We start from the raw sequence: 25,634 nt of genomic DNA, 5'->3' as shown, positions 1-25,634 counted from the left end.
CGGCTCTTTCGGTCGTTGCGGGAGGATCGGTTGATGTCAGAGCGGCACACCGCGCATCAGGGTAACTTCAGTCCCCTGCTCCGACAGGAGACGCCGGAGCTTCTCGACATCGGGTGCCGCGGGCAGACGGACAAGTTTGCTCGCGCCGTCTGCAGGGTCGCGCTGCGCGAAGACCGCGACGGCGAGCGTGCTGACGCCGGCAGGGACAGTGCCGAGCAATTGCGGAACCACAGTCTTTGCGCAAACCAGATTGGTGTTCGGGGCCGCGATATGGCAACGGCCCTGGCGCGCCACCGACGAGCCGATGTCGATGATAGCCGACAGATCGCTCGCCATGGTGACAACGGCGCGGCCGGTGTCCTGTTCCCGGACTTCGCCCGCATCGCGCCCGATCGCAAAGCCGCCTTCGATGGTGGCAAGCGGCCGCGGCGTGTCGATGCGGTGGAGCCGGACGTGAAAATCGCCATCCCAGTAGAGCCAGGTTTCGACCGAGACATCGGCAAAGGGCCGCCAGCGCGCGTAGAGAAGGTTGTCGGCGATCAGCGCCTCTTCGTTGGTTTCGCGCACGCGGAAATGCACGTCGTCATCGCTGAAGCCGATCATGGATTCGAGCACGGAATTGTCGAACCGCCAGAGATCGTTTTCGACGCTGAAGCCGTAGCGCGCCGAATAGGCGAACTTCGCGTATTTTTCCGGCGCAAATCGGATGAAGGTGTTTTCGGCGCTCGTGTGCTGGCCGCAGGAGAGCGCAATGGCATCCCCCGGTGGATTGGCGATCAGGAAACCAATATGGCGCTGGGCCGAGACGGCTGGGCGCGAGGGGCAGGCAGTCTCGTCGCTCGCCCAGAACGGGTGGTCCTCAGGCAGCATCAGCGGCAGGAAGGCCTTCAACGCCCAATAGGGCGATTGCGCGGAGTTGTAGGGTTCCGACATGATCAGGCTGGGATAGGCGTAGCCGACGGGCATCACGCCGTCACGCGCGGCAAAGGGCTGCTTCGCCCACCAGCGCAGATGCCTGAGAAAGTATCCCTTCTGCTCGCCGAAGGGGATCGTCTCTTCGCCGACGAGCGCCATGGCGCCGAAGAGGCCGGCAATGGCAAAGCGATAGGTCATCGAACGGCCGAAGCAGAGCGCCGGACCGTCATCGGCAAACCATCTTGTCATGTCGCCGGCGATCAACCGCGCCCGCTCACGATACCTGTTTGTCCAGTCGGCACCGTCGAGCGCCGCCAGGATCAGGCCGTAGAAGTGGAAGGCGAAGGGAATGTAGTGGTCGGCGCGGCGCGTATCGCCATCCTGATACCAGCCGTCGCCGAGATAAAAACCATCGAGCTCCTGCCGATACTGTTCGTCGAGCCCGCGATCACAGTCGACGCCAACGTGTTTCAGCCCCATGCTGACGAGCAACCGGAAAAATTTCCAGTTGTTGTCGCTGTATTCGCAGGCATGGCCTTTGAGCAGATAGGCAGCGACATTTCGCTGCTGGATCACGGACAGGGGCGCCCAGAGCTTGTCCGGCACGAGCCTCAATGCGAAGCCGATCGCCGCCAGTTCCACCAGGCGCTGGCTGCGGTCGAACGGGTCGCCCCAATATTCCGGATGTGTCGGATCGCAGCCATTGGCAAGGCCACGTGCGATCGGCGTCCAGTCGATCCAAGTCGCACCGCCGACCTCAGCCGGCGCCAGGCCCCACAGCAGGCGGGAATAGCCCTCCATGTCGGCGGACTGCTGGTCGAAATGCGCGGCATGCGCATCCAGCCGGATACGCGCACCGCCGGGAGACCGGTACGTCTCGACCGGCTCCACCAGCGCCTTAAGCGCGGCCTCGACGTCGGCGCGGCTCTTCAGCGGATTGCCCGCCCACGGTTTGAACAGGGTTTCGGGGAAGATCATGTCGGTCATGCGAAAGGCTTCCGTTCCAACATTGCTGCGCGGGAAAAGTGACGTTCCCGCGCAGCTCGGCAAAATGAAGCGGATGCTCAGGCCTTGAGAATGCGGTCGGCCGACGAAACCAGTTCGCTGCCCGCTTCTGCCGGCGTCAGCTGGCCAAAGGCGACCTTGTCGGCGAGTGGCCGGAAGACGCGCTCGTCGAGTTCGCCGGCACCGAGCGGCACGGCTGGCGGGTAGGCGCCGACGCGGCCAGCAATGCCGTTGACATAGTCGACCGTCTTTTTCGCCGTAGCGTCGATCGAGGGAAGAACGGCTGTTTGCACGTCGGTGTTCACGGGCACGCCGCGCTCGACCTGAAGGATCTTGCCAGCTTCCAGGTCATTGACGAAGAAGTCGATGAACTGCGCTGCAAGCTCCGGGTTCTTCGCGGTGCTTGCGATCGACCAGTGCAAGCCGGGGCGATAGAAGAGACCGGAGGGACCATCGGCGCTGCTGACCGGCAGCGACGTGATGTCGAGCGTGCTCTTGGAGATCTTCTGGAAGGCCGGCAGCTGGTTGGAGAAGGCAATCGCGATGACCGCGTTGCCGGTTGCCAGCGGATTACTGTCGACCAGGACTTTGTCCAGCGCCTGGATCTCGGCTGAGACGCAGCCGCCGTTCTTCGTGAGGCTTTCCCAATAGCCGAACCAATCGGCGGCATCGCTCGCCTCGTAGCCTAGCTTTCCAGCCTCGGTGTAGAGCTTCTTGCCGCGCTGATGCAGAAACGCCTCGAAGGCATAGGTATAACGCGACGCGTTTCCGACCGCCCAGACGTTCTTCTTGCCCATTGCCTTGGTGAGATCGATTGAGAACTTGGCGAAGTCGTCCCAGGTGGTTTTGGCCGAAGGCGGCGCAAGCCCGGCCTTTGCCACCGCATCGGCGTCGTAGATCATGGCGAATGCGTTCAGCGACAGCGGCATGCCGGTGACCTTGCCGTCGACCGTTCCGAGATCGAGCACGCCCGGGACGAGCTTGTCCGTGCGGATCACCTTGCCGAGATAGTCGTTGAGCGGCAGGTTGGTGGCGCGGCGGCTATAGTCGGCAAAGCGACTCGGCTCGAGCTGGAAGATGTCTGGCGCGTTTCCACCGGCGATCATCGTCGTGAGCTTCGCCCAGTAATCGCTGCCCCCCACCTCGCCGACGATCTTCACGCCGGAATGCGCCGCTTCGAAAAGCTTGGCTGCACCCAGCGTGCGTTCGGCGCGGCTGGGTGTGCCCCACCAGTAGAGCCGCATGGATTCCTCTGCGAAGGCGCGGAAAGCCGGCATTGTCGCAAACGTGGCGCCGGCACCGAACAGCGCGGCGTTGCGCAAGAAATGGCGTCTGTTGATCATGTTCTCCTCCTCCATGATTTGATTGTGATCTTGAGATCAGCGACCGATGCGATCGCCGGCCTCGTCGAAAAGGTGGCAGTTCTCCGCGGCGATCCGGACCTCCAGCGTCGAACCGGCGCTGATCGGGCGCTGGCCATCGAGTGCGACCGTCAGCGACTGACCGTCGACGAGCCGGCCATAGACGATGGTCTGGCCGCCGAGATGCTCTACATGCACGACCGTCAGAGCACCGAATTCGAGCCCGCCGGCTCCATCCGTTTCGATGTGTTCGGGCCGCAGGCCGAGGCTGAGTTTCGCGCTATCAGCGACACGCCCCTCGATCGGCAGGCGCGCCCGCTTGCCGGCGATGTCGATCGCAACGCCGCCGTCGCGCACGTCGCTTGCGACCACATCGAGAAAGTTCATCTTGGGTGAGCCGATGAAGCCGGCAACGAAACGATTGGCCGGCCGGTTGTAGATTTCGAGCGGCGTACCGTGCTGCTCGATGACGCCTGCACGCAGGACGACGATGCGGTCGGCGAGCGTCATCGCCTCGACCTGGTCATGGGTGACGTAGATCATCGTCGCGCCGATGTCCCGGTGCAGCTTGGCGATCTCGACACGCGTCTGGACCCTAAGCTCCGCGTCGAGGTTTGAGAGCGGCTCGTCGAACAGAAAGATCTTCGGATCACGCACAATCGCCCGGCCGATCGCGACGCGCTGCCGCTGGCCGCCGGACAGCTGCTTCGGCTTGCGCTCGAGCAGATGGGTAATCTGCAGGATGTCGGCCGCCTTGCGCACGCGCTTGTCGATCTCCGGCTTCGGCATCTTCGCCGTTTCGAGGCCGAAGGACATGTTCTTGTAGACGCTCATATGCGGGTAGAGCGCATAGGACTGGAAGACCATGGCGATGCCGCGCTGGCTCGCCGCCCTTTCGTTCATGCGCTCGCCGCCGATCGAAAGTTCGCCGCCGCTGATCGGCTCAAGGCCGGCGATCATGCGCAACAGGGTCGACTTGCCGCAGCCGGACGGGCCGACGAAAACCACGAACTCTCCGGAGCCGATCGCCAGATCAACGCCGCGGATGATGTCGAGATTGCCAAAGCTCTTCTTGATCTTGTTCAAAGCCAGCGTCGTCATCTCTTCCGTCCCTATCTCTCGATTTCCGTTTGTGTCAGCGCTTCATGCCTGTTGTCGCGATGCCTTCGATCAGCAGTCGCTGGAACAGGATGAAGAGAATGAAGATTGGCAGCACCGTCAGCGTCGACATGGCGAACAGCGAGCCCCAGTCGGACGTCCCCGTGGAGTCGACGAAGGTGCGCAGGCCGAGCTGGGCGGTGTATTTCTCGATGTCGTTCAGGTAGATCAGCGGCGCAAAGAAGTCGTCCCAGGTCCAGATGAACGAGAAGACGGCTGCCGTCGCCAGAACGGGCGTGGAGAGCGGCAGGATCACCTTCAGGAAGATGCGCAGCGGTCCGCAACCGTCCATGATCGCCGCCTCGTCCAGCTCACGCGGAATGCCGCGGAAGAACTGCACCATCAGGAAGATGAAGAAGGCGTCGATCGCGAGGAACTTCGGCACCACGAGCGGCAGGATGGAGTTCACCCAGCCAAGCTTGAGGAACATGACATATTGCGGGATCAGCACCGCATGCTGCGGCATCATCAAGGTGCCGAGCATCAGCGTGAACCAGAAGCCGCGTCCCTTGAAGTGCAGGCGGGTGAAGGCATAGGCGGCCATCGAGCAGGAAAAGAGGTTGCCGACGACCACCAGCAACGAGATCACCAGCGAGTTGAAGAACATCCAGCCGAAGCCGATGCTGAGGCCGTTCCAGCCGCGACGATAGGCATCGACCGTAAGATCGGTCGGGACCAGCCCTGTCGAGGTGAAGATTTCGCTGTCCGGTTTGAACGAGCTCGCGACCATCCAGAGCAGCGGGTACAGCATCAGGAAGCTGACCGCGAGCAGCAGTGCATAAAGCAGAGCGCGTTTCCACGGCGATACGCTGGGCTCGCCGGCATCGGTGCGCGCTGCGATGGTGGTCGTCGAAAGAGCGGCATCAGTCATCGTAGTGAACCCAGAACCTGGCCGTCAGGAATGACATGGCGGTGAAGAAGGCGATGATGAGCACCAGGACCCAGGCCAGCGCCGAGGCATAGCCGAAGCGGAAATTGGTGAAGGCCTCCTGGTAGAGATAGAGCGTGTAGAACAGCGTGGAGTCGATCGGGCCGCCGGTTCCGTCGCTGATGACGAAGGCCGAGGTGAACGCCTTGAAGGCATCGATCGTCAGGATCACGGCATTGAAGAAGATCACCGGCGTCAAAAGTGGCAAGGTGATCTTGAAGAACTGCCGTGCCTTGCTGGCACCGTCGATGCTTGCCGCCTCGTACATGTCCTGCGGGATCTGGCGCAGGCCGGCGAGAAAGATGATCATCGACGATCCGAACTGCCAAACCGCAAGCAGAACGAGCGTATACAGCGACGTCGAAGGGTTCGAGATCCAGCTTGGCCCTTCGAAGCCGAACAGTGTGTTGAGCGCCTGGTTGAGCAGGCCGTCGCCGGCGAATACCTGCCGCCACAGCACCGCGACGGCGACGCTGCCGCCGACCAGCGACGGCAGATAGAAGATCGCGCGAAAGAACGAGAGACCGGAAAGCCCCCGGTTCAGCGCCACGGCAACGGCGAGCGCAAAGACAAGCTTCAGGGGCACCGACAGAAGTACGAACGTAAAGGTCACGTTCATGGCGGTCCAGAAGCGCGGATCGTCGGTGGCGATGCGTACGTAGTTCTCCGCGCCAACCCAGTTGGCGGCTCCAAGGCCGCTGTAGTCTGTCAGGGACAGATAGAACGAGGCGATCGCCGGCCCGAGCGTCAGCAGAAAAAAGCCGACAAGCCACGGGGCGAGAAAGCCGTATCCGGCTAAACTGTCCCCGAACCGGAAGCGGCCTCCGGCAACCGGCCTTTCAGTTGTCCCTAATGTGGACATGGTACCTCCAACGATGCCCGGCTCCTCCCGAGCATCCAATTCCTAGCGGTTAGAAATTTTCCCGTCAACAGAAACTTTCGTGGTTGACGAAATTATCGTAATAGTGCGAAAACTTCACGAAACAAACGTGAGGCTCGTTATGCGCATAGAACGAAACAGTTACTTCAACGCGGTCGAGACGGTCGGCCAGCGCCCCAATCGCGAACGCCACCAGCAGGCTCTAGAGCGCTGCGTCGCCAAACTGCTCCAGACGATGCCGGCCATCGGGCTGCGCAATCCGAAGATCGGGCTTCCGGATCAGACGTGGAGCTACTGCGGACCCTTTGACTGGGTGGTGAGCTTCCATGCCGGCCAGCTCTGGCTTGCGTTGGAGCTTACGGGCGATCCGCGCTTCCTGAACGCCGCCCGTGCCCGGCGTTCGGTGTTTCGCGACATCTTGCGCCATCGCGACGCTCAAGACCACGATCTCGGCTTCCAGTTTTCGCTGAGCTGCGTCGCCGAATGGCTGCTGACCGGCGACCGCGAGGCCCGCGAGCTCGCTCTTGAGGCCGCGTCCCGGCTGCTCGAGCGCTACCGGCCGGACGCACAATATATCCAGGCATGGAATGCCCGATCGATCCACGGCGGCATTCGCTCCGAATTCGTCAACGGGCGGGTCATCGTCGACACGATGCAGAACCTGGCATTGCTGCACTGGGCGCATGGCGAAACCGGACGCGGCGATTTTGCCGAAGCCGCCAACGGACACGCCACGACGACGCTGAAGCACCTTGTGCGCGCCGACGATACGAGCTTCCACACCTTCCTGTTCGACCCGGCAAGCGGCAAGCCGCTGCGCGGCGAGACCCATCAGGGCTACGCCGACGATTCCTGCTGGTCGCGCGGCCAGGCCTGGCTAATCCATGGCTACGCGCAATGTGCGGCGACCACGGGCAATCCGGCCTTCTTCGACGCGGCCAGACGCCTGGCGGCGAAGGCGGAAGTGCTGATGGGCGGTGACGACGTGCCTGTCTGGGATTACTCCGTCCCCAACGCCAAGAGCGCACCGCGCGACAGCTCGGCCGGCGCGATCATGGCCGCCGGGGTCTACATCCTTGCCGGGCTCTGCGAGCCGGAGGAGGCATCGCGCTGGTATGGCTTCGGCGATCGCCTGATCGGCGGCCTGCTCGACAGTTGCGACCTGACGGGTGATGCCAAGGCCGAAGGCTTGCTCGCCCATGGGGCGGCCCATGCCAGCGCCGGCTACTCCGACGCCATGCTGCCCTATGGCGACTATTATTTCATGGAGGCACTGATGCGCTCGCTTGGGCACACGCGCTTCTTCTGGTAGTGGACGATCATGACAATGCAGCCGCGATCAATCTCGCCCGCTCCGGCCAGATAGGAACCTTCGTCGATATGGATGACGAATCGAACGCCCCGACACTCAAGGACATCGCCGACGCCGCGGGCGTTTCGGTCGCGTCCGTATCGAAGGTGCTCAACAATCGCGGCGGCGTCGGCGACGAAAGCCGGCGCAAGATTCTCGACCATGCGGAGCGGCTGGGCTACCAGGTTCGGGCAGCACGCTCGCTGATCCGCGCGGGCGTCGAGAGCACGGTGCTCGTGATGCCCGCGCAGTTCTATGCAAGTTCGGCCTTCTACGAGGACGTCATTCAAGGCGTCCTCTCGGAGGCCAATACAAGCTCACTTCGCATCGATGTCAGGCTCGTCTCCCTCGACGCCGAGATTGCGATCGGCGAAATCACCGATATTCTCCGCGACATCCGGCCGGGTGCGCTCGTCCTGCTTGGCATGGACCATCCGGTCATGATCGACAGGATCGTCGACAGCGGCATCCCGGCCGTCATCATCAACGGCATGGACCGCACGATGCGGCTCTCCTGCGTGTTGCCGGACAACTGGTCCGCCGGCTGGCTCGCAGCGCAAAGGCTGCTTGCGGCCGGTCACCGCAAGATCGTGCACGTGACGATCCCCCATCGCCTCTCGCTGCGCCGGCGTCTCGAAGGTTTTCGGATCGCGTTGGAGGAGACCGGGATCGCCTTCGATGAAGACAAGCACGTCTTCGATCTCGGCCGCCTGGGCCTGCAGGAGCCCGACACCACGCCGGCGATACGGCAGGCGCTGCAGCAGGGACGCTTCGCCGACACGACCGCATTCTTCTGCAGCACCGATCTGATTGCGATCAATGTCATGCAGGCTCTCGAGGCCGGCAACCATTCGGTTCCGGACGACTTTTCCATCATCGGTGTCGATGATATCGCCATTGCCCGGCACAGCCGCCCACCGCTGACCACGATGCGGATCGACCGGGGCGAGCTTGGTCGCGCCGGCATCCAGCTTCTGCTCGACCGGATCAACGATCCCGAAATCAACGTGCGCCGGGTCAACCTCGGCGTCCGCCTGGTGGAACGCGCCACCCTCGCAGCCCCAAGGAGCGGCCCTCTCGCCACGAGAGCGTAAGGCGTGGTTCGGCCGCATGGCCCGAAGATGCGTTCTTCCCGCTGGCCGCGCGCGGCCACAGGCAGCGCGCGGCTTGACCGGTCAAAAGGTCGCCGCAATCGCGATCTTCACAGGGTCGACAGCCAATCTCGGTTGAACGGAACGCGCGCCTGCTCTCCCTGTGACGCCGTCAGCACCAGTTGTTCCTCCGCGGCGGATATGTCCGTCACTTCGGTCCAGCCAGCAGGCAATGGTATCGCCCCGAACGCGAAATCGACGATGGTTTGACCATCCGGGTTCAAGCTCACAGCGGTCTTGTATCCGCGATCGTTGAGCCAGTTTCTGCCGGCGGAAACCGCACTGCCGGCACCGAAGAAGGTGCATCCCTCCTCAAGCCCGATGACGCCCCTGTGCCTTCCGGAAAAAGGCGGATAGCGCCGCCCGCCATTGCTCATCCATACCATGGTGAAGGGGAGCACACCGGGGTCGCGCACGGCGAAATAGACATATCCTGCCGCCGGAAGCACAGCCGCGGTCCAACCCAACGTCGAGTTCTTGTCTTCGGCGAGAACAAGAAAATCCTCCGCATCCGACGGACCGGGTTGAACAGTCAGATCCACCTCCCCTCCCTCGCGCAACCGGACGCGTGAGAGGCTATCGAATTCCTGCGGATACTTCAGAGCAGAGAAACCGCGTGATGGGTCAGTCTCGACGGCACTGTCTGGCGTGGCGCCGAAGGCCTTCTTCGAAAAACTCAGCTTGGCGCCCTGCGAGATGCGAAGCATCGGGTGGTGCGCGATCGAGAGATCCCCACATCCCCCGACGAACTTGTGGCGTTGATAAACGACCGGATGACCTGGCCGAAGTGTGATCTGCTTGAACAGCTTTGCACCGAGTATCGTTTCGCTCAGCCGGAAAATGGCGGTCACGCCGCCGTCCTGATGGTTGACCCCCTGCTCATAAAGCCAGGTCCCGTTTGCCGGAAGCCCATGTTCCGGCGTGCCGGAAATATCGTCCTTGCCGAACGGTGCGCAAAAGAAGTCGCCCGCAAGGCTCTGAAGCGTTGGCGCCACCGTCCCATCGAAGGCCTCGGGAACGCCGCCGTTGTTTTCTCCCGTGCGCCAATGCGCGCGGTGCAGCGGCCTGATGGTGGTGCCGTTCGCGCTGCCAATGCTGACGTCTTCCAGGTGCCCGCCCTGCGGGTTCACCACGACCTTCATGTCCGAGCAAGCCACTGTGAACATGTTTTCCTGCCTTTTTGCCGATGAGCTACCCATACCTATAGGTCGCGGGCTCGATTTGCACAATAAATAAAAACAATGGATTTGTTTTATTGACACGCATTCGCTTTCGGCTATCGTTGGCGCGGTTAAATCTCAAAGAGTGAGGCTGCGATGCGATCAATCGATCGGACGGAATTGCGTGCGCTGTTTCCCGAACCGGAAGCTCTGGTGGTCAACAAGCAACTGACGTGGCTCGACAAACACTGCCTTCAGTTCATTTCGCTGTCGCCGTTCGTCCTGATCGGGACGCAAGGGACGCATGGCGCCGACGTGTCTCCACGCGGCGATCCCAAAGGCTTCGTCAAAGTTGTCGACCCCACCACCCTGCTCATTCCGGACCGGCCGGGAAACAACCGGCTCGACACGATGGAGAACATTCTGAACAACCCTGTGGTCGGCTGCCTCTTCCTCACGCCCGGCCTCGGAGAAATCCTGCGTGTGAACGGAGAGGCCGACCTGGTTGTCGGGGACGAGCTGGAGGACTTGGCAATCCAGGGCAGGAGACCGCAGGTCGCGATCCGCCTCCATGTGAAAGAGGTGTTCTTCCACTGCTCGAAGGCGGTCATCCGCTCAAAAATCTGGAACCCCGCGACATTCGCCACCAGAGAAGATTTCCCCCCACTCGGAGCGATCCTCGCAGATCAAATTGCCGGTCTGAACAAGGATGAAATGATCGAAAAGATCCGCGTGGGCGACCAGAAGACGCTCTATTGAGGAGAGGAAAGCCCATGATTGAGATCACCTTTATCGAGGCCGGGGGCCAGGAAATTACCGTGACCGCCCCGGTTTCCGGCAACCTGATGCACATTGGCCAGCGTGCCGATGTTGCCGGCATGCTCGGGGAGTGCGGCGGCACCTGTGGATGCGGAACCTGCCACGTCTACGTTGAACAGGCCTGGCTCGATCGGCTTCCTCCGATCGCGGACGACGAAGCGGACATGCTCTCGCTGTCGGACGGCTTGCGCTCGGAAAGCCGCCTGGCTTGCCAGATCAAGATCAGCTCGGAACTGCACGGGCTGCGCGTGCAGATGCCCGATTTGGCGCGCTAGGCGCGCTCCGGCGCCGGTTGGGGCGCCCTTGACCCATTCACCTAAAGCTCGGGAGGCATCCGGTGGAAAACAGATTGGTAATTGTCGGTGCAGGACAGTCGGGTTTCGCCGTCGCTGCGAAACTGAGAGCACTCGGCGATCAGCGCCCGATCACCATGATCGGCGACGAAGGCCTTCCGCCATATCAGCGGCCACCCTTGTCCAAGACGTACCTGACCGGCGCGGTGGAATTCGGATCGCTGTTGTTTCGGCCCGAAGACTGGTTCCGAGAGAAAGGCATCGATCTTCGCCTTTCCAACCCGGTCGAGGAGATCGACCGGCAGACAAAGCATGTCGTTATGCGAAAAGGCGACAAGCTGGCCTTCGGCGATCTGGTGCTGACAACCGGCGCCTCTCCCCGACGGCTGCCGTCCGCCATCGGCGGCGATCTGGATGGCGTCTACGTCGTCAGGGACAAGCGCGATTGCGACCTGCTCCGGAGGGTCATGCACCCGGGACGCCGCGTGTTGATCGTCGGCGGCGGCTACATTGGCCTGGAGGCCGCCGCCGTGGCCCGTAGCCTGGGCCTGAAGGTTCTCCTCCTCGAACTGGGCACACGAATTCTGCAGCGTGTCGCGGCGAGCGACACCTCGGATATCGTGCGTGCGGTGCATCTCGCAAACGGCGTCGAGCTTCGGGAAGACACCGGGCTCAGGATGCTCATTTCCGACAAGGGACGGGTGGTTGGGGCGGAGCTGTCGGATGGGTCCAGGGTGACGGCTGATTTCGTCATCGTCGGCATTGGGGTGGTGCCCAATGACCAGCTTGCAAGGGCAAGCGGACTGGCGGTCGGCAACGGAATATCGGTCGACGAATATGGCCGCACGTCCGACCCTTCGATCTTTGCCGCAGGCGACTGCGCAGAGTTTTCCTACAGGGGCATGTCGGTGCGCCTCGAGTCCGTTCAAAATGCAGTGGACCAGGCCGAAACCGTGGCGACCTCCATCACCGGCGGTCGGGCGCCCTACCAGCCGCAACCCTGGTTCTGGTCCGATCAATTCGATCTGAAGTTACAGATTGCCGGTTACAATGCCGGTTACGACAGGACGTTGGTGCGGAACGGGCAGCGTCCCGGTGCAAAGTCGGTCTGGTACTTCCAGCAGGAGCAGTTCATAGCGGTCGATGCGATCAATGATCCAAAGGCTTTTGTAAGCGGCAAGAGAATGCTCGCGCTGGGGATTAACCCGCCCGAGGAGATTCTGGAAAACGAAGCTCTGGATCTTGTGGAGTACACGCGCTCGGCAACAGCATCCTCGGCGGCATAGCCGGACGGTCTCGCTTCGCATCGAGGTCCACTACCGATTTCGAGGTGGGTCAAATCGGCGACCGGGCAGGCAATGATCGAACTGTTGTGTGCACCGGCGCCGCAGCAGACCTTGCGGGCTGGAGGCTTCTATCCGGCAGGCACGGGCGGTGCTATCGGTGACCGGAAGCGCTGATTTTTTTCTCGACGCGCGGCGGAGGACTTGCGGGCTTGGTGAGCACTGGAAATTCGGCAGCATTGACGCGGCAGTACAACAGAGCCGTCGTTATGGACGCCCTGCGTAGGAACGGCAGCTTGTCGCGCGTCGAGATTGCCCGCCTGAGCGGCCTGACGCCACAAGCGATCCGCAACATCGTGGATGACCTGTTGCAGACCAACCTGATCCGCGAGACGGGCCGGAGAAAGGGATTTCGCGGCCAGCCCCAGATCGATATCGAGATCAATCCCGATGGCGGTTACTCGCTGGGGTTTCACGCCGAAGGGGGCATCCTGCACCACGTGGCCGCCAACCTTGGAGGCCAGATCATTTATGAGGGCAGGTCTCAGACGATTCCGCGCACCGAACCCGAGATGTTGGCGGCGATCACTGAAATCGATGCAAGGAGCAGGCAGCAACTGAAGGGCCTGTCGCGTCTCGGGGTTGGCGCCGTGTTCTCGCGCCCATCGACCTCGAAATGGTTCCTGAACGAGCAGAACCCGGCGGAATTCGAAGCGCAATCGCAGGCTCTGGCGAGATACTTCGAAGACGAGATCGTCTTCGAAAATGACGCGAACGCCGCAGCCCTGGCGGAAAGTGTGTTCGGCCTCGCGCGTGCGGGTGGCGACTTCCTGTACCTGTTCGTCGGCGAAGGCGTCGGCGGCGGCATCATCGAAGCTGGCGAGGCGGTCCGCGGCGTTCGAGGAAACGCAGGCGAATTCGGGCATATCCTGATCGACCCCAATGGCGAGAAATGCCACTGCGGCAATAGGGGGTGCCTGCACGGATACCTGTCGATCGGCGGGTTGCGCAGGAAGCACCCGGATGCCTCGATCGAGCCCAATTCGGTTCCGGACGATTGGCTCGATGCGGCAGCCGCGGCGCTCGGCCGCGCGCTCGTGAGCCTCGAAAACATCCTGGACCCGCAAAGGGTGATCCTGGGCGGCACTGCGCCCGAATGGCTTTTGAGCGAGATCGTGAGACGACTGTCGCGACAGGACTTTCCGTCGGTTCGATCCGAACTGGCCGAGGAGCGGATCGAAATCTCCAGGCTCGGCAGCCGGTCCGCTCTTCTCGGTGCGGCGGCGCTGTCGCTTCTCAATGTTACGAACCCGAGCCTTGCGAAGCTGACGAAGCAATCGTTTTCGCTGGGTGATATTGCCCCTACGCCTCGCGCAACGGACCCAAGGGGTTGACGTCATCGGCAGCAGGAAGAGCGTGCCCCTTCCCGCGGTGCTGCAAGGGGATCGGCTTCCTCCCTCAGAGAGACCCGTCGACGATGACGACAGGGCGGCCCATGGAACAGGCCTCGACGCGGGCCTCGACACGGTAGACTGCGCGCAGCATGTCCGCCGTGATGACATCGCTGGTCGCGCCGCTGGCAACGACCGAGCCACCGCTGATGACGATCGTATCGGTGCAGTAGCGCAGCGCATGGTTGAGGTCGTGCAGCGCGATCAGGACCGCCATCCCCGCCTCTGCCGACAGACGCTTCATGAAGCCGAGTACTTCGATCTGGCGAAAGAGATCGAGCGCCGAAGTCGGTTCGTCCATCAGCAGCACTTCGGGCTTTCGCACCAGAGCCTGGGCGATCGACACCAGCTGCCTTTGGCCGCCTGAGAGTTCGCCGAGCCCCCGAAAGGCGAGATCGGCGATCCGCAATTCGGCAAGCACCCGGTCGATCTCGGCGAGTTCGGCGTCCTTCACCTTCCAGCTCGAACCTTGCTTGGCCGAGAGCAGCACGGACTCGTAGACCGTAAGCACCGCATTGGCGCCGGTATCCTGCGGCATATAGCAGATGCCCTGCGGTCCCTTGGCCATGTCCGACAGGTGTACGGTTCCAGGCCCTGACGTCAGGCCGGCGATGCGCTTGAACAGCGTCGACTTGCCGGCCGCATTTGGGCCGATCACGGCCGTCAGGCCGCCACCGCGCAACACGCCGGTATCGACGTCGGCGAGCACGACACGGCGGCCGTAGTTTGCGCCGACCTTTTCCAGGGACAGGCTTACCATGCGCGCCTCCTGTTGGTGAAAATCAGCACGAAGAAGAAGGGCACGCCGACGAGCGCGGTGATCACGCCGATCGGCAGCACGGCGCCCGGGATCAGCATCTTGCTGACGACCGAGGTGACCGACAAAAGCAGTGCACCGCAGAGCACCGAGGCCGGCAGGAAAAAGCGCTGGTCTTCGCCGACCAGCATGCGGGCGATATGCGGCCCGACCAGACCGACAAAGCCGATCGTGCCGACGAAGGAGACCGGGATCGCCGCAAGCAGGCTCACCGTCAGCATCGCTTCGAGCCGCAGGCGGCGAACATTGATGCCGAAGCTTGCCGCCTTGTCGTCACCCAGCCGAAGCGCGGTCAGCGCCCAGGCGTGCCTTGCAAAGAGCGGCAAGGCGAAGAGAAGCACGGCCCCGGTTATCCAGACCTTCGGCCATGTCGCCTTGGTGAGGCTTCCCATCGTCCAGAAGACGACCGCGGCCAGCGCCTGTTCGGAGGCGAGATATTCGAGCAGCGACAGCGCCGCATTGAAGGTGAAGACGAGTGCGATGCCGAGCAGCACGATGGTTTCGACGGTCACGCCGCGCATGGTGGAGGCGAAGTGGATAAAGAGTGCTGCCACCATTGCCATCAGGAAGGCGTTGATCGGCACCATGTATTGCACTGCGACCGGAAAGACCGCGATGCCGGCGACGAGACCGAGCGCGGCACCGAAGCTGGCGGCGGCAGAAATGCCGAGCGTGAATGGGCTTGCCAGCGGATTGGCAAGGATCGTCTGCATCTGCGCGCCGGCAACCGACAGGGAAGCGCCGACCGTCACCGCCATCAGCGCGATCGGCATGCGGATATCCCAGATCACCACACGCAACTGGTCGCTCACCGTGTCGGCACGAAAGAGCGCCGTCAGCACGTCCGACAACGGGTAGTTTGCCGGCCCGAGCGCCATGTCGACCGCGATCGATGCAAGGAGCGCGGCGCCGAGACAGAAGATCAGGATCAGGCGGCGCAGAACGAGGGTGCGATAGCGCCCCCGCCCTTCCGGCCCGGCGATCGTTTCAACCACGGCGACCATCATTCCCCACCTTTCGGCAGCGAAACGAAGTAGCCCGGGCGATAGGTTACCGGCAGGAACTTTTCGTGGAATTCGCGGAAGGTTCTGTCCGGATCGATATCGGCAAAGAGATCCGGATGGAACCACTTGGCAAACTGCTGGATCGGAATGAACTCATAGGGCGCGCCGTAGAACTGGTGCCAGACAGCGTGCACGTTGCCTTCCTTCACCGCCTTCAAGCCGGGGAAACCCGGACGCTGCATCAGGCCGCGCAGCCGCTCGTGTGCTGCGGCCGCATCGGCGCCGCGCCCGACGCTGACGAACTGGTTGAGATCGGATTCGGCCGACCAGTTGCTGCCGGTGATAATGACATGGTCCGGATCGCTGACGATCAGCTGTTCCGGATTGAGGTCGCCGAAGGTGCCCTTGATCACGTCCGAACCGATATTGTGGCCACCGGCCTCTTCTACCATCGCGCCGAAATTGGCCGGTCCGAAGGTTCGGCAGCAGACGACGTCGCCGGTGATGCCGGGAGAGCGCTCGATGAAGACTTTCGGGCGCGCGATTTCCCCTGCCTTCTTGAGGCGGTCCGTCACCAGCGCGATTTGAGCATTGCGATAGTCGATGAATTCGCGTGCCTTCGCCTCGGCACCGAAAAGCTGGCCGAGGATTGCGACCGATTTCTCGCTGTTGGCGGCCGGATCGACGCGGAAATCGAGATAGACGACGGCGATGCCGGCGGCGGCTGCCTTTTCGATGAAGCCCGATTCTTCGACCGCCTTCTGCGCTTCGAGGTTCAGAGTCAACACATCCGGCTTCAGCGCAATGGCCGCTTCAAGGCTGAAATCGCCTGAGGGGATGTAGCCAAAGCGCGGCAGTTTCTCGATTTCGGGGAAACGTTCGACATAGGCCGCGTAGGAGTCCGGATCCTTCTTCAAGAGATCGTCGCGCCAGCCGACGATGGTGTCGAAGACATGTTCGCCCTTCAGCGCCGCCGCCACATGGATCTGCCGCGCCTCGCCGAGCAGTATGCGCTTGGCGGGCAACGCGATTTCGACGCGGCGGCCGGTGACGTCGACGATTTCCGCAGCATCCGCCGGCAAGGCTGCCAACATGAACGCTGCAATCACCGCCGCGGCGATTTTCCCGAAGATCGACATTCTCAATTCCTTTCGATCGCGACGCCGGAGCCCTCCCCTCCTCCGGCTGTCGCTGCGCTTACTTGGTTGACGTCAGCGAGACGAAGTAGCCGCTCTTGTAGGGAAGCGGCAGGAAACGCTCGTGCAACTCCTTGAACGTCGCTTCCGGGTCGAGGCCGGCGAAGAGGTCTGGATGCAGCCACTTGGCGATCTGCTGGATCGCGACGAACTGGTAGGGGTTGTTGTAGAACTGGTGCCAGATGGCATGGACCTGACCGTCCTCGACCGCCTTGACGCCGGTGAAGGCCGGGCGCCTGGTGAGGTTCTCGAGCTTGCGCGTCGCTTCCTTTACGTCGGCGCCATAGCCGACGCCGACCCAGGCGCCGCCGGGGACATAACCCTGCCAGTTGCCGCCGGTGATGATGATCTGGTCGGGGTTGGAGGCGATGATCTGCTCCGGATTGACCGTGCCGAAGGTGCCGGGGATGATGTCCCTGGCCATGTTCACGCCGCCGGCGAACTCGACCATCTTGCCGAAATTCTCGTTGCCGAAGGACATGCAGCAATCGTCGGAATAGCCGCCGGCGCGCTCGACGAAGACGAGCGGCCTTTTCGGGTTGGCCTTGGAAAGAACGTCGGTCACCTTGGCGATGCTTTCGGCACGGAACTTGATGAATTCCTCGGCTTTTTCTTCCTTGCCGAGCAGCTTGCCCATCACCCGCATGCTTGGCTCGGTGTTTTCCATCGGCTTTTCGCGGAAGTCGACATAGACGAGCGGAATGCCGACCTTTGCGAGCTTTTCGATGTAGCCGGCCTCTTCCGTCGCCGTCTTTGCGTCGACGTTCATCAAGACGACGTCCGGCTTCAAGGCTACCGCCTGCTCGATATCGAAGGTGCCGTCCTTCATGCCGCCAAAGGTCGGCAGCTTGGCGATATCGGGATACTTCGCCAGATAGGCCGCGTAGCTTTCCGGGTCGGCCTTGGAAAGATCGTCGCGCCAGCCGACGACGCGCTTGAACGGCTCGTCGCGATCGAGCGCGCCGAGGAAGTAGATCTGGCGGCCTTCGCCGAGGATCACATGTCCGACCGGTACATTGACCTCGACATTGCGGCCGGTGACGTCTTTCACCGTGACGACATCAGCGAAGGCGGCGGTGGAAAAAAGCACGCAAAAGCCCGTGGCGGCCGCAGCCACCCTGTTGAAAAACCGCATTGTTTTTTGCTCCGCTGGAAAATTGGCGCGATCTAATGTTTCATGACTTTATTAGTCAACAATTATCTTTTAGAACGCCTCCAAACAGGGCAAGCGGTACCGGCATGAGCGACGTAGCGGATCGGCAGAACTACAACCTGCGGGATGAAATAAAGGCCTACTGGTCGGAGCGCGCGGCAACTTTCGATCTATCACCGGGGCATGAGATCTTCTCCGACGAGGAGCGCGCCGCCTGGCATCAGCTGTTTTTGAAACATCTCGGCCCTGGCGACGTTCGCTCTGCACTTGATCTTGCCAGCGGCACCGGCGTCATTTCGCACCTGCTCGATGATCTCGGCTTCAAGGTGCAAGGGCTCGACTGGGCCGAGCCGATGCTTGAACGCGCCCGCGAAAAGGCCCGCAAGCGTGGGCGCCCGATCGGCTTTGCGCTCGGCGACGCCGAAAACACCATGGAGCCCGACGGCCACTACGACGTGATCGTCAACCGGCACCTTGTCTGGACTCTCGTCGACCCGGCTGCGGCCTTTGCCGAATGGTTGCGCGTGCTGAAGCCGGGCGGAACGCTGCTGATTGTCGACGGCGATTTCGTAAACACCACCGCGCTGGAGCGGCTGTACTCCAAACTCAGCGCCTGGGGGCAACGTGTCGGCCTGTTCAAGGCGGAAACGCCGACCGGTACACCGCAGATGATGGCGACGCATCGCGCCATCCTTTCCCGCGTGCATTTCTCCGGAGGCGCGCGCGCCGAGGCCGTGGTTGAACTGTTGCGCGAAACCGGCTTCGCCGACCTCGTCATCGACAGGGACCTTCGCGAGATCCACCGCACCCAGGCCAGGAACTGGAATGTCTTCAAGGGCCTGGCACGTCAGTGCCAGCACCGCTACGCCATTCGCGCGACAAAGCCCTGACGACGCCTAAGTTTACGGCGCAACGGGCCCGGTTGGCGTCGTAAAAGCGCCGTTGCGCAATCGGCCGTCCCTGACCCCGTTATTCGATATTCGTACGATCGGAACGACGGAAGGCGATTGCGGATCGAGCACTATCGCCCCAGGTGGACGAGGAGCGCCCGATCGGTAGCAAGCGGGGCTACATGGCGTGCCCGGCGATGCCGAACGAGGCGGCGGCCATCCAGACGGCCATCGCGATCATCATCAGGTTTTCCGTAAGGGAGATAAAGCCGAGCGGGACGTTGCTCGATCCGCCGACGCACGCGCACTTCAATTCTCGCTTGTCGACGTAAACCGCCTTGAAGACCGATATGGCTCCCACAGTACCGATGAAGAGGGCAACCGGAACCGACAGCCAGTTCAGCGCGCCGGCAATCATCAGCACCCCGGCCAATGCTTCAGCATAGGGATAGATGTAGCTGTACGGCACCCAGCGCTTCGCCAGCAGGTCGTAGTTCAGGAACATCGTCGAAAAGCTCTCGACGTTCTGAAGTTTCAGCAAGCCGAGCACGACCATCGAGAAGGCAATGAACCATTCCGCCGCCCGCAGCGTCAACGGATTGCCGTCGACCGCGAAACTTGCCGCCATCGCCATGAGCGCGGTCATCGTGAACAGGACGATCACCGGGCGATAGCTCGTTGCCTTCGGGTCCGCGACGGGCTTGCCAAGGAACCTTCGAAGGTCGTCGTATCCTCCGACCCTGCCGTCTTCCATGAACACCTGCGGCGTCGTCGCAACGCCATGTTGTGCCTTGAAAGCGTCGGTCCCTTCGCGTGTGGCCAAATGGCGATCGTCCACGTCATAGCCCGACCGCTGGAGCAAGTCCTTCGCCTTCAATCCGTACGGGCAGGTGTGCTCTGCCGTCACCATGCGATAGAGAACGGCCTTCTTGGGCGGGTGCCCCTGGTTCGTCCTGTCCAACATTTCACGTCTCCCTTCACTCTTGCGAAACCGTTGGCAGGACAATACGTTCCGTACCATGGTACGGAGTCAAGCCATGGAAACGACAATCGGAAAATTTGCAGCGGCCGGAGGCGTCGGCGTGGAAACCATCCGCTACTATCAGCGGCGGGGATTGTTGGACACGCCACGGGGATCGCAGGGGAGCCGACGTTACGGCGACGGGGACCTACGGCGCCTGCTTTTCATCAGGCAGGCCCAGACGGCCGGCTTCACGCTCGAGGAAATCAAGGAACTTCTCTATCTGGATTCCGGAGAAGATAGAGCGCGGGCGCGCCATCTCGCCAAGCGCCGCATCGATGCCCTGGATACCAGGATCGCCGAACTGCAGCGCGCGCGTGAAGCCTTGAAGCGGCTGGTCGCGGAATGCGCGACCGACACATCCGGTCCTTGCCCGATCCTTGCATCCTTCGATTTGTAGCGCCCGGCGATCGTAGATCGCCGCACCTCCCCTGCCAAGATCGTGCCGTTCGATGCCGCGCAGCTGACTTGCAGGAAGCCAAGCAAGTTGATCGATACCTGGAATTGGTATGAACGCCGCGTTGCAAACCTGTCGCGTGCCTGATAGAAAACATGAATATTATTATCATGTTTAATCACTGACGCGTAGTCCGTCGACAACCCAGAAAGCGTACGACGGTGGACGCGAAGAAGAAAGAACTGGCCAGGCTCTATGTGGCCGAACGTGGCCGCCTGCAGCGGATAGCTTCCCGAAGGATCGGCCCGGCCGTCGCGCCCGACATCGTGCAGGATGTGTTCGCCGCTCTTCTTGCCAAGGCGCGGGAGCATGTCACGCTCACGCCCTCCTATCTGGCCAAGGCGACGCGGTACGTTGCCATCAGTCATTTTCGAGCGGAGACAAGACGGAAGGCCTTTTTCGACCGGATCACCGAAGAGCAGTATGCACCGCCCGTCGTCGGACCGGACGAGATTGCGGCCGCACGAGAAGAGCTTCGGTGCCTTGAGCTCGTGCTCGCCCAGCTGCCGCTTCGCACCCGCCAGGTATTCATGCTCAACAGGTTTCACCAGTGCACCTATGACGAAATCGCACACGGCCTTGGCGTGTCCTACAGCACTGTAGAGCGGGAAATAGCCAAGGCGATCATGGCCTGCAGAGCCGCGCGGCAAGGGCGTCCGGCGCCTTCCGCCAAACAGAACGCCTGCGATTAAGGCACAGCGCGAGAAACCGTCCATGTCAGATCCGTCGACGCTTTTGCCGCGAGACAAGTCGCAGGTCGAGAAAGAGGCTGTGGCCTGGTTTACGCGCATGAACGGCAAACCCACGCAAGAAGATGCGCAGGATTTCGAACGCTGGCTCGGCGTGTCGCAGGAGCATCGTGCGGCCTTCGAAGACGTGGGATCCCTGTGGGTACGGATCGGGTCGGCGGGCCGTCCTGTGGAGCAGCAATGCGGCGAACTTGCCGGCCCACTCCAGAGGATCGAGCGGCAGCGGCGACGGCGCCGCATGGAGGCAGGAACCGCGGCGAGTTCGATCCTTGCGGCCGTGCTCGCAACATGGCTGTGGCTCGACCATCCGAACTTTGTCCAGGACTATTCCGCCGACTATGTCGCCGCGAGAGGCGAGCGTCGCACGATTGTTCTTTCCGACGGTTCGTCGGTGCTCCTGGACGCAGATACGGCGATCGACAGCGTCATGTCCGCTGACGAACGTCGGATCCGTGTGCTTCGTGGCGCGGTGTCGCTGAAGGTCCAGCCGTCGTCGGTCCCGTTCGTCGTCGAGGCCGGCGACGGCACGGCGCGTGTTCTCGGCACCGAATTCGACGTTGCGCTCGACAGGAACGAGACTGTCGCGGTGACGCTTTCCAGCGGCAGCGTCGTGGTGGCGGTGGACGGACAACCGCATGAGGTTCGCCTCAACCCCGGCGAGGAGGTCGACTACGGCAAGACGGGACTGGGGACTGCGCGCAAGGTCGATCTAGAGACGAGCACGGCCTGGCACGAGGGGCGCTACATCTTCACCAACGAAAGACTGGACAACGTCCTCGACAAGATCGGGCGCTATCGTAAGGGCAGGATCGTCCTGCTCGGATCGGCACTCGGCGCGCGGCGCGTCAGCGGTAACGTTTCCCTGGCCGACCCGAACGCTGCGCTCGCTGCGGTGCAAGCCTCCGTCGGCATGCGGGTGACCCGTGTCGGCGAACGGTTGGTCCTCGTCGGACCCTAACGGCCCGTCGGATCATCGATGCATACGCTCTTTGCGCGTCAGACGCTTTTTTTGTGAGGGTCTGCGCCCTTCTCCGGCGATTGAGCTTATGAGAAGGCAGACGACGTCACCAAGACCATGCCTTCACCTGAGCATTGAAGGATGAGTGTCAAGATGACGGGCAGACATATGAAGCGCAGGGCGTTCGCTCTGCTGGCGACCACGGTTTTCGCAGTGGCCGGAAATGGGAGTTTGAGTGTTTCCCCCGCCATCGCCCAGGCTGCTTCTCAAACATATGACTTCAATATCCCCTCAAAACCCGTCCGCCAGGCCCTCAACGATATCGTGCGGGTAACCGGCATCGACGTCACCTTTGCCGAAACCCCCAACGCTTCGCTGGCCGGTCGACCTGTTCGCGGAACAATGAGCGTAGAGCAGGCCGTCGCCGCACTTCTGTCTGGAACCGGCCTCACATACCACTTCAGCGGCCCGCGCACGGTGTCGATCACCGATCATAGCCTTGCCGGTCAGGTCGCTTCAGCTGAGGACGGCGCGACGACGCTCAATCCGATCATCGCCAAGGGCAGCCGAAATCCCGCCGACATTCCCTACGAAACGGCAGGCTCGAGCAGCTATATCAGCGCAGATCAGATCGCCCGCGTGCCCCCGACATCCACGGGGGACATCTTCAAGAGCGCGCCCGGCGTCATCGCTTCGGGCAATCGCATCGGTGCCTCGGTCGATGTCAATGTTCGCGGCCTTCAAGGCCAGAATCGCGTCAATCTGATGGTTGATGGGACGCGCCAGAGCAGTCATTCCTACCGCGGCTATCGCGGTAGCCGGAACGAAGTTTTCGTCGATCCGGACTTCCTGGGCGGCGTGGATATCGCCAAGGGCCCCGGCGCTGGTGCCGGCGGCGTCGGCGCAATGGGCGGCGTGATCAACATGCGCACGCTGGAGGGCGGCGATTTGTTGAAGCCGGGCGAGGACTGGGCGTTGCGCGTCAAGGGGGGCGTGGGCAGCAACACCATCGCCCCGCCATCACCGGCGCTCAGTTTCGGTTTCGATCCCATAACGCGCCCTCGTGAAGCGGGCTCCGACATCTTCACCGGGGATAGCTGGTCCGGAAGCATGGTCGGCGCGGTGGCCGGTGACGAATACGAGCTCCTCGCCGGCTTTTCCCGGCGCAAGTCCGGCAACTATTTCGCCGGTTCGAATGGTCAATTGACCTATGCGGGCAAGGCGCTTTCTCCCATCGGCCCCGGCAAGGAGGTCTTCAACACCTCCCAGGACATGGAATCCTTCCTCGGCAAGGGCAGCATGCAATGGGGTGATGGTCACTCACTCTCGCTGAGCTACATCTATTATGCCAACAAGTACGGGAACATCGACGAGAACTTCCTGCCATATGTAAGCGGCCCGACGTCCTACTATCGCCTCGCGCAAAACGAACTTTCAAAGACCCAGACACACACGGCAAAAGCCAGCTACGAATATCAGTTCGCCCACGAGAACCTTGTCGGCCTGAAGGCGAACGTCTGGCTGACGGACGTCGCCACCAGGGGTGGCATCGTCAATTTCTACAGTGGCGGTACGACTTCGGGCGGTCGCGTCCTCAAATCGGTGGAGAGTTCCATAAGGACACTGGGCGGCGATGTTGCCACCGACTGGGAGTTCGAGACCGGAATGGGGACGCTGACGATGACCAACGGCGTCGAGTTCGTCCACGAAACGGCCAAGGAAAATGGAGAGTTCGGCGTCTCCGGTGTCTATGTCGGCGCCAACCCCAATGGCTCCCGGGTTCTTGCCAGCGCATTCAACCAATCGAAACTCGAAGTCAACGATTGGCTTTCGCTGATGGCCGGGCTGCGCTTCGACTATTTTGACAATCAAGGCGATGAGGCGTCGCTGAAGGACTTCGACTATGCGTCGGCAAGCCGATTGAATCCCTCGGTCGGGGTAATTCTGGAGCCCGTCGAGGGCCTGCAGTTGTTCGGCACCTATTCTCAAGGATGGCGGCCGCTCAGCCTGCGCGAAACGGCGGTCTCGATCGGCTTCACACCGAATCCCTACCTGAAGCCTGAAACGTCGGCCAACATGGAGTTCGGTCTCAACGTCAGACACGATGATGTCTTTCGTGCCGGCGACTCGTTGAAACTCAAGGCTTCGTATTTCGACAACAGCTATGACAACTTCATCGGGCGGGAGCGTTACGTGGCGCCGGAAGGATTTTGGCTCTACCGTTGGGATAACATCGCCGACGCCACGTTCCGGGGCTATGAGCTCTCTGCATCCTATGACGCCGAAGTCTTCTTTCTCGAAGCAGCGGTGACCTACTACTCCGATGTGAAATTCTGCCGCGACAAGGAAGCCAATCTGTTCACTCTCGTCATTCCAGCCGGCTGCGGCGTCGAAAAGCTGCCGTTTGACTACGGAATGATGAATGTGCCGCCGAAATACTCCGGCAGCCTCACGGCGGGAACCCGCCTGCTCGATCAGAAGCTGACGCTTGGCGCCCGCGCTTATTTCTTCGGGGAGCGGGTGGGCGGATACGCGCATTACGTCGGTTCCCATACGACGGCGCCGGCCTATCACGCGGATCAGATCGTCGATCTGTTCGGCAGCTACAAGGTCGACGAGCATTCGTCCCTCGACTTCAGCATCGAAAATCTTGGCGACAAATACTATCTGGATCCGCTGTCGACGGGCCTTGTCCCGTCGCCCGGAAGAACCTTCCGCGCAAGCTTTACGCGACGGTTCTAGCGAAACGCCAACCGAGCCGCTCTTGCGTTTCTGGCAGGCCCATCCGGCACGCCAGAGGCACAAGCGCGGCCGCGTGGCCTCTCCGATCCTCACGCGCTTGCTGTGCCTCGCCTGCGGCGCCTCAGGGTGAAGAGCGCCGTGCGCGCTACGTGCCCGATCAATGCCGTCGTTTTTTTCCGGACATGGGCGCAATCCGGTCCGGTTCTGCACAACGGGCGCCTCAGTGTTCGGCAACTTTCCGAACACGGTGTTCCGGATCGTGTTAGCCGATCGTTCGTCAACATCGAGGAACAGTCATGGCTGAACTTTCTGCAACGCGCGTCCCAGTGTCTCCCTTTCGACGAGCCGGGGCATCGGCACTTCTCTTGCTTGCCTTGACCAGCGTGCACCACGCCTACGGCGCCTACATCTACGAGACGCCGTGGCGTCTCCACATCGTCCATATCTCCGTGCCGGCTGCGATCCTGATCATCGGCGCGCTCACCGTCGGGTGGGCGAAGGCGACAACAGCGCTTGGACGGGCAGCATCCTGGCTGGCGGCAATCGTCATCCTCGCCTTCCCCGTCGCGATGATCGGCATCTGGGAGGGCGGCTGGAACCATGTGCTGAAGAACGTTCTCCATATCGGCTTTGGAGAGGAGACGGCACGCCTGCTGTTTCCGGCGCCCGTGTACCGGCTTGCGGACGACCTGACATTCGAACTGACCGGAATTGCCCAGTTGCCGCTGGCCATCATCGCGGCGCTCAACACGATTTCGCTGATGCGCCGGCCGGTTCGATGATCCGGTTACGGCGCCGTCGGCGGCCCTCTGTGCCAAGGCGCATCGTTTGAAAAGCGATGGGCTTCAAACGGACTTGGGCCGAGGAAAACTGGCCCTGCCATCCATGCTTG

Annotated in this window: 23 protein-coding genes; 12 read left to right on the top strand and 11 right to left on the bottom strand. The window is 62.0% G+C overall.

Annotation, left to right across the window (positions count from 1 at the left end; genetic code table 11):
- Window positions 1-36: 36 nt before the first annotated feature.
- The 5 genes from C1A35_RS06850 to C1A35_RS06830 all read right to left on the bottom strand — a co-directional run bounded on the left by C1A35_RS06850 (window position 37) and on the right by C1A35_RS06830 (window position 6,229).
- Window positions 37-1,893: a DUF2264 domain-containing protein gene (locus C1A35_RS06850; RefSeq protein ID WP_440271506.1), complete on the bottom strand. Its 1,857-nt coding sequence runs from the start codon at window positions 1,891-1,893 to the stop codon at window positions 37-39.
- Between the two features lie 86 nt (window positions 1,894-1,979).
- On the bottom strand, window positions 1,980-3,263 hold the full coding sequence (locus C1A35_RS06845) for an ABC transporter substrate-binding protein (protein ID WP_158665007.1): 1,284 nt from the start codon (window positions 3,261-3,263) through the stop codon (window positions 1,980-1,982).
- Window positions 3,264-3,299: 36 nt separating this feature from the next.
- Window positions 3,300-4,382, bottom strand: a complete 1,083-nt coding sequence (locus C1A35_RS06840; protein ID WP_104663600.1) for an ABC transporter ATP-binding protein — start codon at window positions 4,380-4,382, stop codon at window positions 3,300-3,302.
- Window positions 4,383-4,416: 34 nt separating this feature from the next.
- Entirely contained in the window at window positions 4,417-5,310 is an 894-nt protein-coding gene (locus C1A35_RS06835; RefSeq protein WP_104663599.1) for a carbohydrate ABC transporter permease, read from the bottom strand.
- Complete coding sequence (locus C1A35_RS06830; RefSeq protein WP_104663598.1) at window positions 5,303-6,229, bottom strand: carbohydrate ABC transporter permease; 927 nt, start codon at window positions 6,227-6,229, stop codon at window positions 5,303-5,305. Before C1A35_RS06830 ends, C1A35_RS06835 begins: the two co-directional genes overlap by 8 nt.
- A 139-nt stretch (window positions 6,230-6,368) precedes the next feature.
- On the opposite strand from C1A35_RS06830, the gene C1A35_RS06825 reads away from it, so the two are divergent.
- Together C1A35_RS06825 and C1A35_RS06820 are read left to right on the top strand one after the other, a co-directional pair.
- Entirely contained in the window at window positions 6,369-7,559 is a 1,191-nt protein-coding gene (locus C1A35_RS06825) for a glycoside hydrolase family 88 protein (RefSeq protein WP_104663597.1), read from the top strand.
- Window positions 7,560-7,627: 68 nt separating this feature from the next.
- Window positions 7,628-8,692: a LacI family DNA-binding transcriptional regulator gene (locus C1A35_RS06820; protein ID WP_158665006.1), complete on the top strand. Its 1,065-nt coding sequence runs from the start codon at window positions 7,628-7,630 to the stop codon at window positions 8,690-8,692.
- Between the two features lie 107 nt (window positions 8,693-8,799).
- Here C1A35_RS06820 and C1A35_RS06815 read toward each other — a convergent pair whose 3' ends face one another.
- Window positions 8,800-9,891 carry a hypothetical protein gene (locus C1A35_RS06815; RefSeq protein ID WP_104663595.1) on the bottom strand — a complete coding sequence of 364 codons (1,092 nt, stop codon included), beginning with the start codon at window positions 9,889-9,891 and terminating at the stop codon, window positions 8,800-8,802.
- A gap of 174 nt (window positions 9,892-10,065) precedes the next feature.
- Here C1A35_RS06815 and C1A35_RS06810 point away from each other — a divergent pair, with 174 nt between their 5' ends.
- The 4 genes from C1A35_RS06810 to C1A35_RS06795 all read left to right on the top strand — a co-directional run bounded on the left by C1A35_RS06810 (window position 10,066) and on the right by C1A35_RS06795 (window position 13,698).
- On the top strand, window positions 10,066-10,668 hold the full coding sequence (locus C1A35_RS06810; RefSeq protein WP_104663594.1) for an MSMEG_1061 family FMN-dependent PPOX-type flavoprotein: 603 nt from the start codon (window positions 10,066-10,068) through the stop codon (window positions 10,666-10,668).
- Between the two features lie 14 nt (window positions 10,669-10,682).
- Complete coding sequence (locus C1A35_RS06805) at window positions 10,683-11,003, top strand: 2Fe-2S iron-sulfur cluster-binding protein (RefSeq protein WP_104663593.1); 321 nt, start codon at window positions 10,683-10,685, stop codon at window positions 11,001-11,003.
- A gap of 62 nt (window positions 11,004-11,065) precedes the next feature.
- A complete protein-coding gene (locus tag C1A35_RS06800; protein WP_104663592.1) occupies window positions 11,066-12,307 on the top strand; it encodes an NAD(P)/FAD-dependent oxidoreductase in 1,242 nt (413 codons plus the stop codon).
- Window positions 12,308-12,573: 266 nt separating this feature from the next.
- Window positions 12,574-13,698 (top strand): ROK family transcriptional regulator, encoded by a 1,125-nt coding sequence (locus C1A35_RS06795; RefSeq protein ID WP_104663591.1) that lies wholly within the window; start codon window positions 12,574-12,576, stop codon window positions 13,696-13,698.
- A gap of 64 nt (window positions 13,699-13,762) precedes the next feature.
- On the opposite strand, the gene C1A35_RS06790 is transcribed toward C1A35_RS06795, so the two are convergent.
- From C1A35_RS06790 to C1A35_RS06775, 4 genes are read right to left on the bottom strand one after another with little or no spacing between them, the layout of a single operon-like run.
- On the bottom strand, window positions 13,763-14,515 hold the full coding sequence (locus tag C1A35_RS06790) for an ABC transporter ATP-binding protein (RefSeq protein WP_104663590.1): 753 nt from the start codon (window positions 14,513-14,515) through the stop codon (window positions 13,763-13,765).
- Window positions 14,509-15,576 (bottom strand): FecCD family ABC transporter permease, encoded by a 1,068-nt coding sequence (locus C1A35_RS06785; RefSeq protein ID WP_427346389.1) that lies wholly within the window; start codon window positions 15,574-15,576, stop codon window positions 14,509-14,511. The genes C1A35_RS06790 and C1A35_RS06785 overlap by 7 nt, the downstream gene beginning before the upstream one ends.
- On the bottom strand, window positions 15,576-16,715 hold the full coding sequence (locus tag C1A35_RS06780; RefSeq protein ID WP_104663588.1) for an ABC transporter substrate-binding protein: 1,140 nt from the start codon (window positions 16,713-16,715) through the stop codon (window positions 15,576-15,578). The genes C1A35_RS06785 and C1A35_RS06780 overlap by 1 nt, the downstream gene beginning before the upstream one ends.
- Before the next feature lie 58 nt (window positions 16,716-16,773).
- On the bottom strand, window positions 16,774-17,907 hold the full coding sequence (locus tag C1A35_RS06775; RefSeq protein ID WP_104663587.1) for an ABC transporter substrate-binding protein: 1,134 nt from the start codon (window positions 17,905-17,907) through the stop codon (window positions 16,774-16,776).
- Window positions 17,908-18,011: 104 nt separating this feature from the next.
- On the opposite strand from C1A35_RS06775, the gene C1A35_RS06770 reads away from it, so the two are divergent.
- Window positions 18,012-18,815: a class I SAM-dependent methyltransferase gene (locus C1A35_RS06770; RefSeq protein WP_104663586.1), complete on the top strand. Its 804-nt coding sequence runs from the start codon at window positions 18,012-18,014 to the stop codon at window positions 18,813-18,815.
- A 178-nt stretch (window positions 18,816-18,993) separates the two neighbouring features.
- Here the strand turns inward: C1A35_RS06770 and C1A35_RS06765 are convergent, their stop codons facing one another.
- On the bottom strand, window positions 18,994-19,779 hold the full coding sequence (locus C1A35_RS06765) for a glutaredoxin family protein (RefSeq protein WP_104663585.1): 786 nt from the start codon (window positions 19,777-19,779) through the stop codon (window positions 18,994-18,996).
- 55 nt (window positions 19,780-19,834) lie between these two features.
- On the opposite strand from C1A35_RS06765, the gene C1A35_RS06760 reads away from it, so the two are divergent.
- The 5 genes from C1A35_RS06760 (at window position 19,835) to C1A35_RS06740 (ending at window position 25,524) form a co-directional block, all read left to right on the top strand.
- Window positions 19,835-20,236, top strand: a complete 402-nt coding sequence (locus tag C1A35_RS06760) for a MerR family transcriptional regulator (protein ID WP_199772880.1) — start codon at window positions 19,835-19,837, stop codon at window positions 20,234-20,236.
- Between the two features lie 218 nt (window positions 20,237-20,454).
- On the top strand, window positions 20,455-20,985 hold the full coding sequence (locus tag C1A35_RS06755) for an RNA polymerase sigma factor (RefSeq protein ID WP_104663583.1): 531 nt from the start codon (window positions 20,455-20,457) through the stop codon (window positions 20,983-20,985).
- A 22-nt stretch (window positions 20,986-21,007) separates the two neighbouring features.
- On the top strand, window positions 21,008-22,000 hold the full coding sequence (locus tag C1A35_RS06750; protein ID WP_104663582.1) for a FecR family protein: 993 nt from the start codon (window positions 21,008-21,010) through the stop codon (window positions 21,998-22,000).
- Window positions 22,001-22,231: 231 nt separating this feature from the next.
- Window positions 22,232-24,742 carry a TonB-dependent receptor gene (locus C1A35_RS06745; RefSeq protein WP_158665004.1) on the top strand — a complete coding sequence of 837 codons (2,511 nt, stop codon included), beginning with the start codon at window positions 22,232-22,234 and terminating at the stop codon, window positions 24,740-24,742.
- Window positions 24,743-25,038: 296 nt separating this feature from the next.
- Entirely contained in the window at window positions 25,039-25,524 is a 486-nt protein-coding gene (locus tag C1A35_RS06740; RefSeq protein WP_158665003.1) for a hypothetical protein, read from the top strand.
- The last annotated feature ends 110 nt before the right edge of the window (window positions 25,525-25,634 follow it).

The organism is Ensifer adhaerens (assembly GCF_002940685.1).
In the GTDB taxonomy this organism is placed as follows: domain Bacteria; phylum Pseudomonadota; class Alphaproteobacteria; order Rhizobiales; family Rhizobiaceae; genus Ensifer; species Ensifer adhaerens_E.
This window is presented reverse-complemented; position numbering and strand designations above follow the sequence as displayed.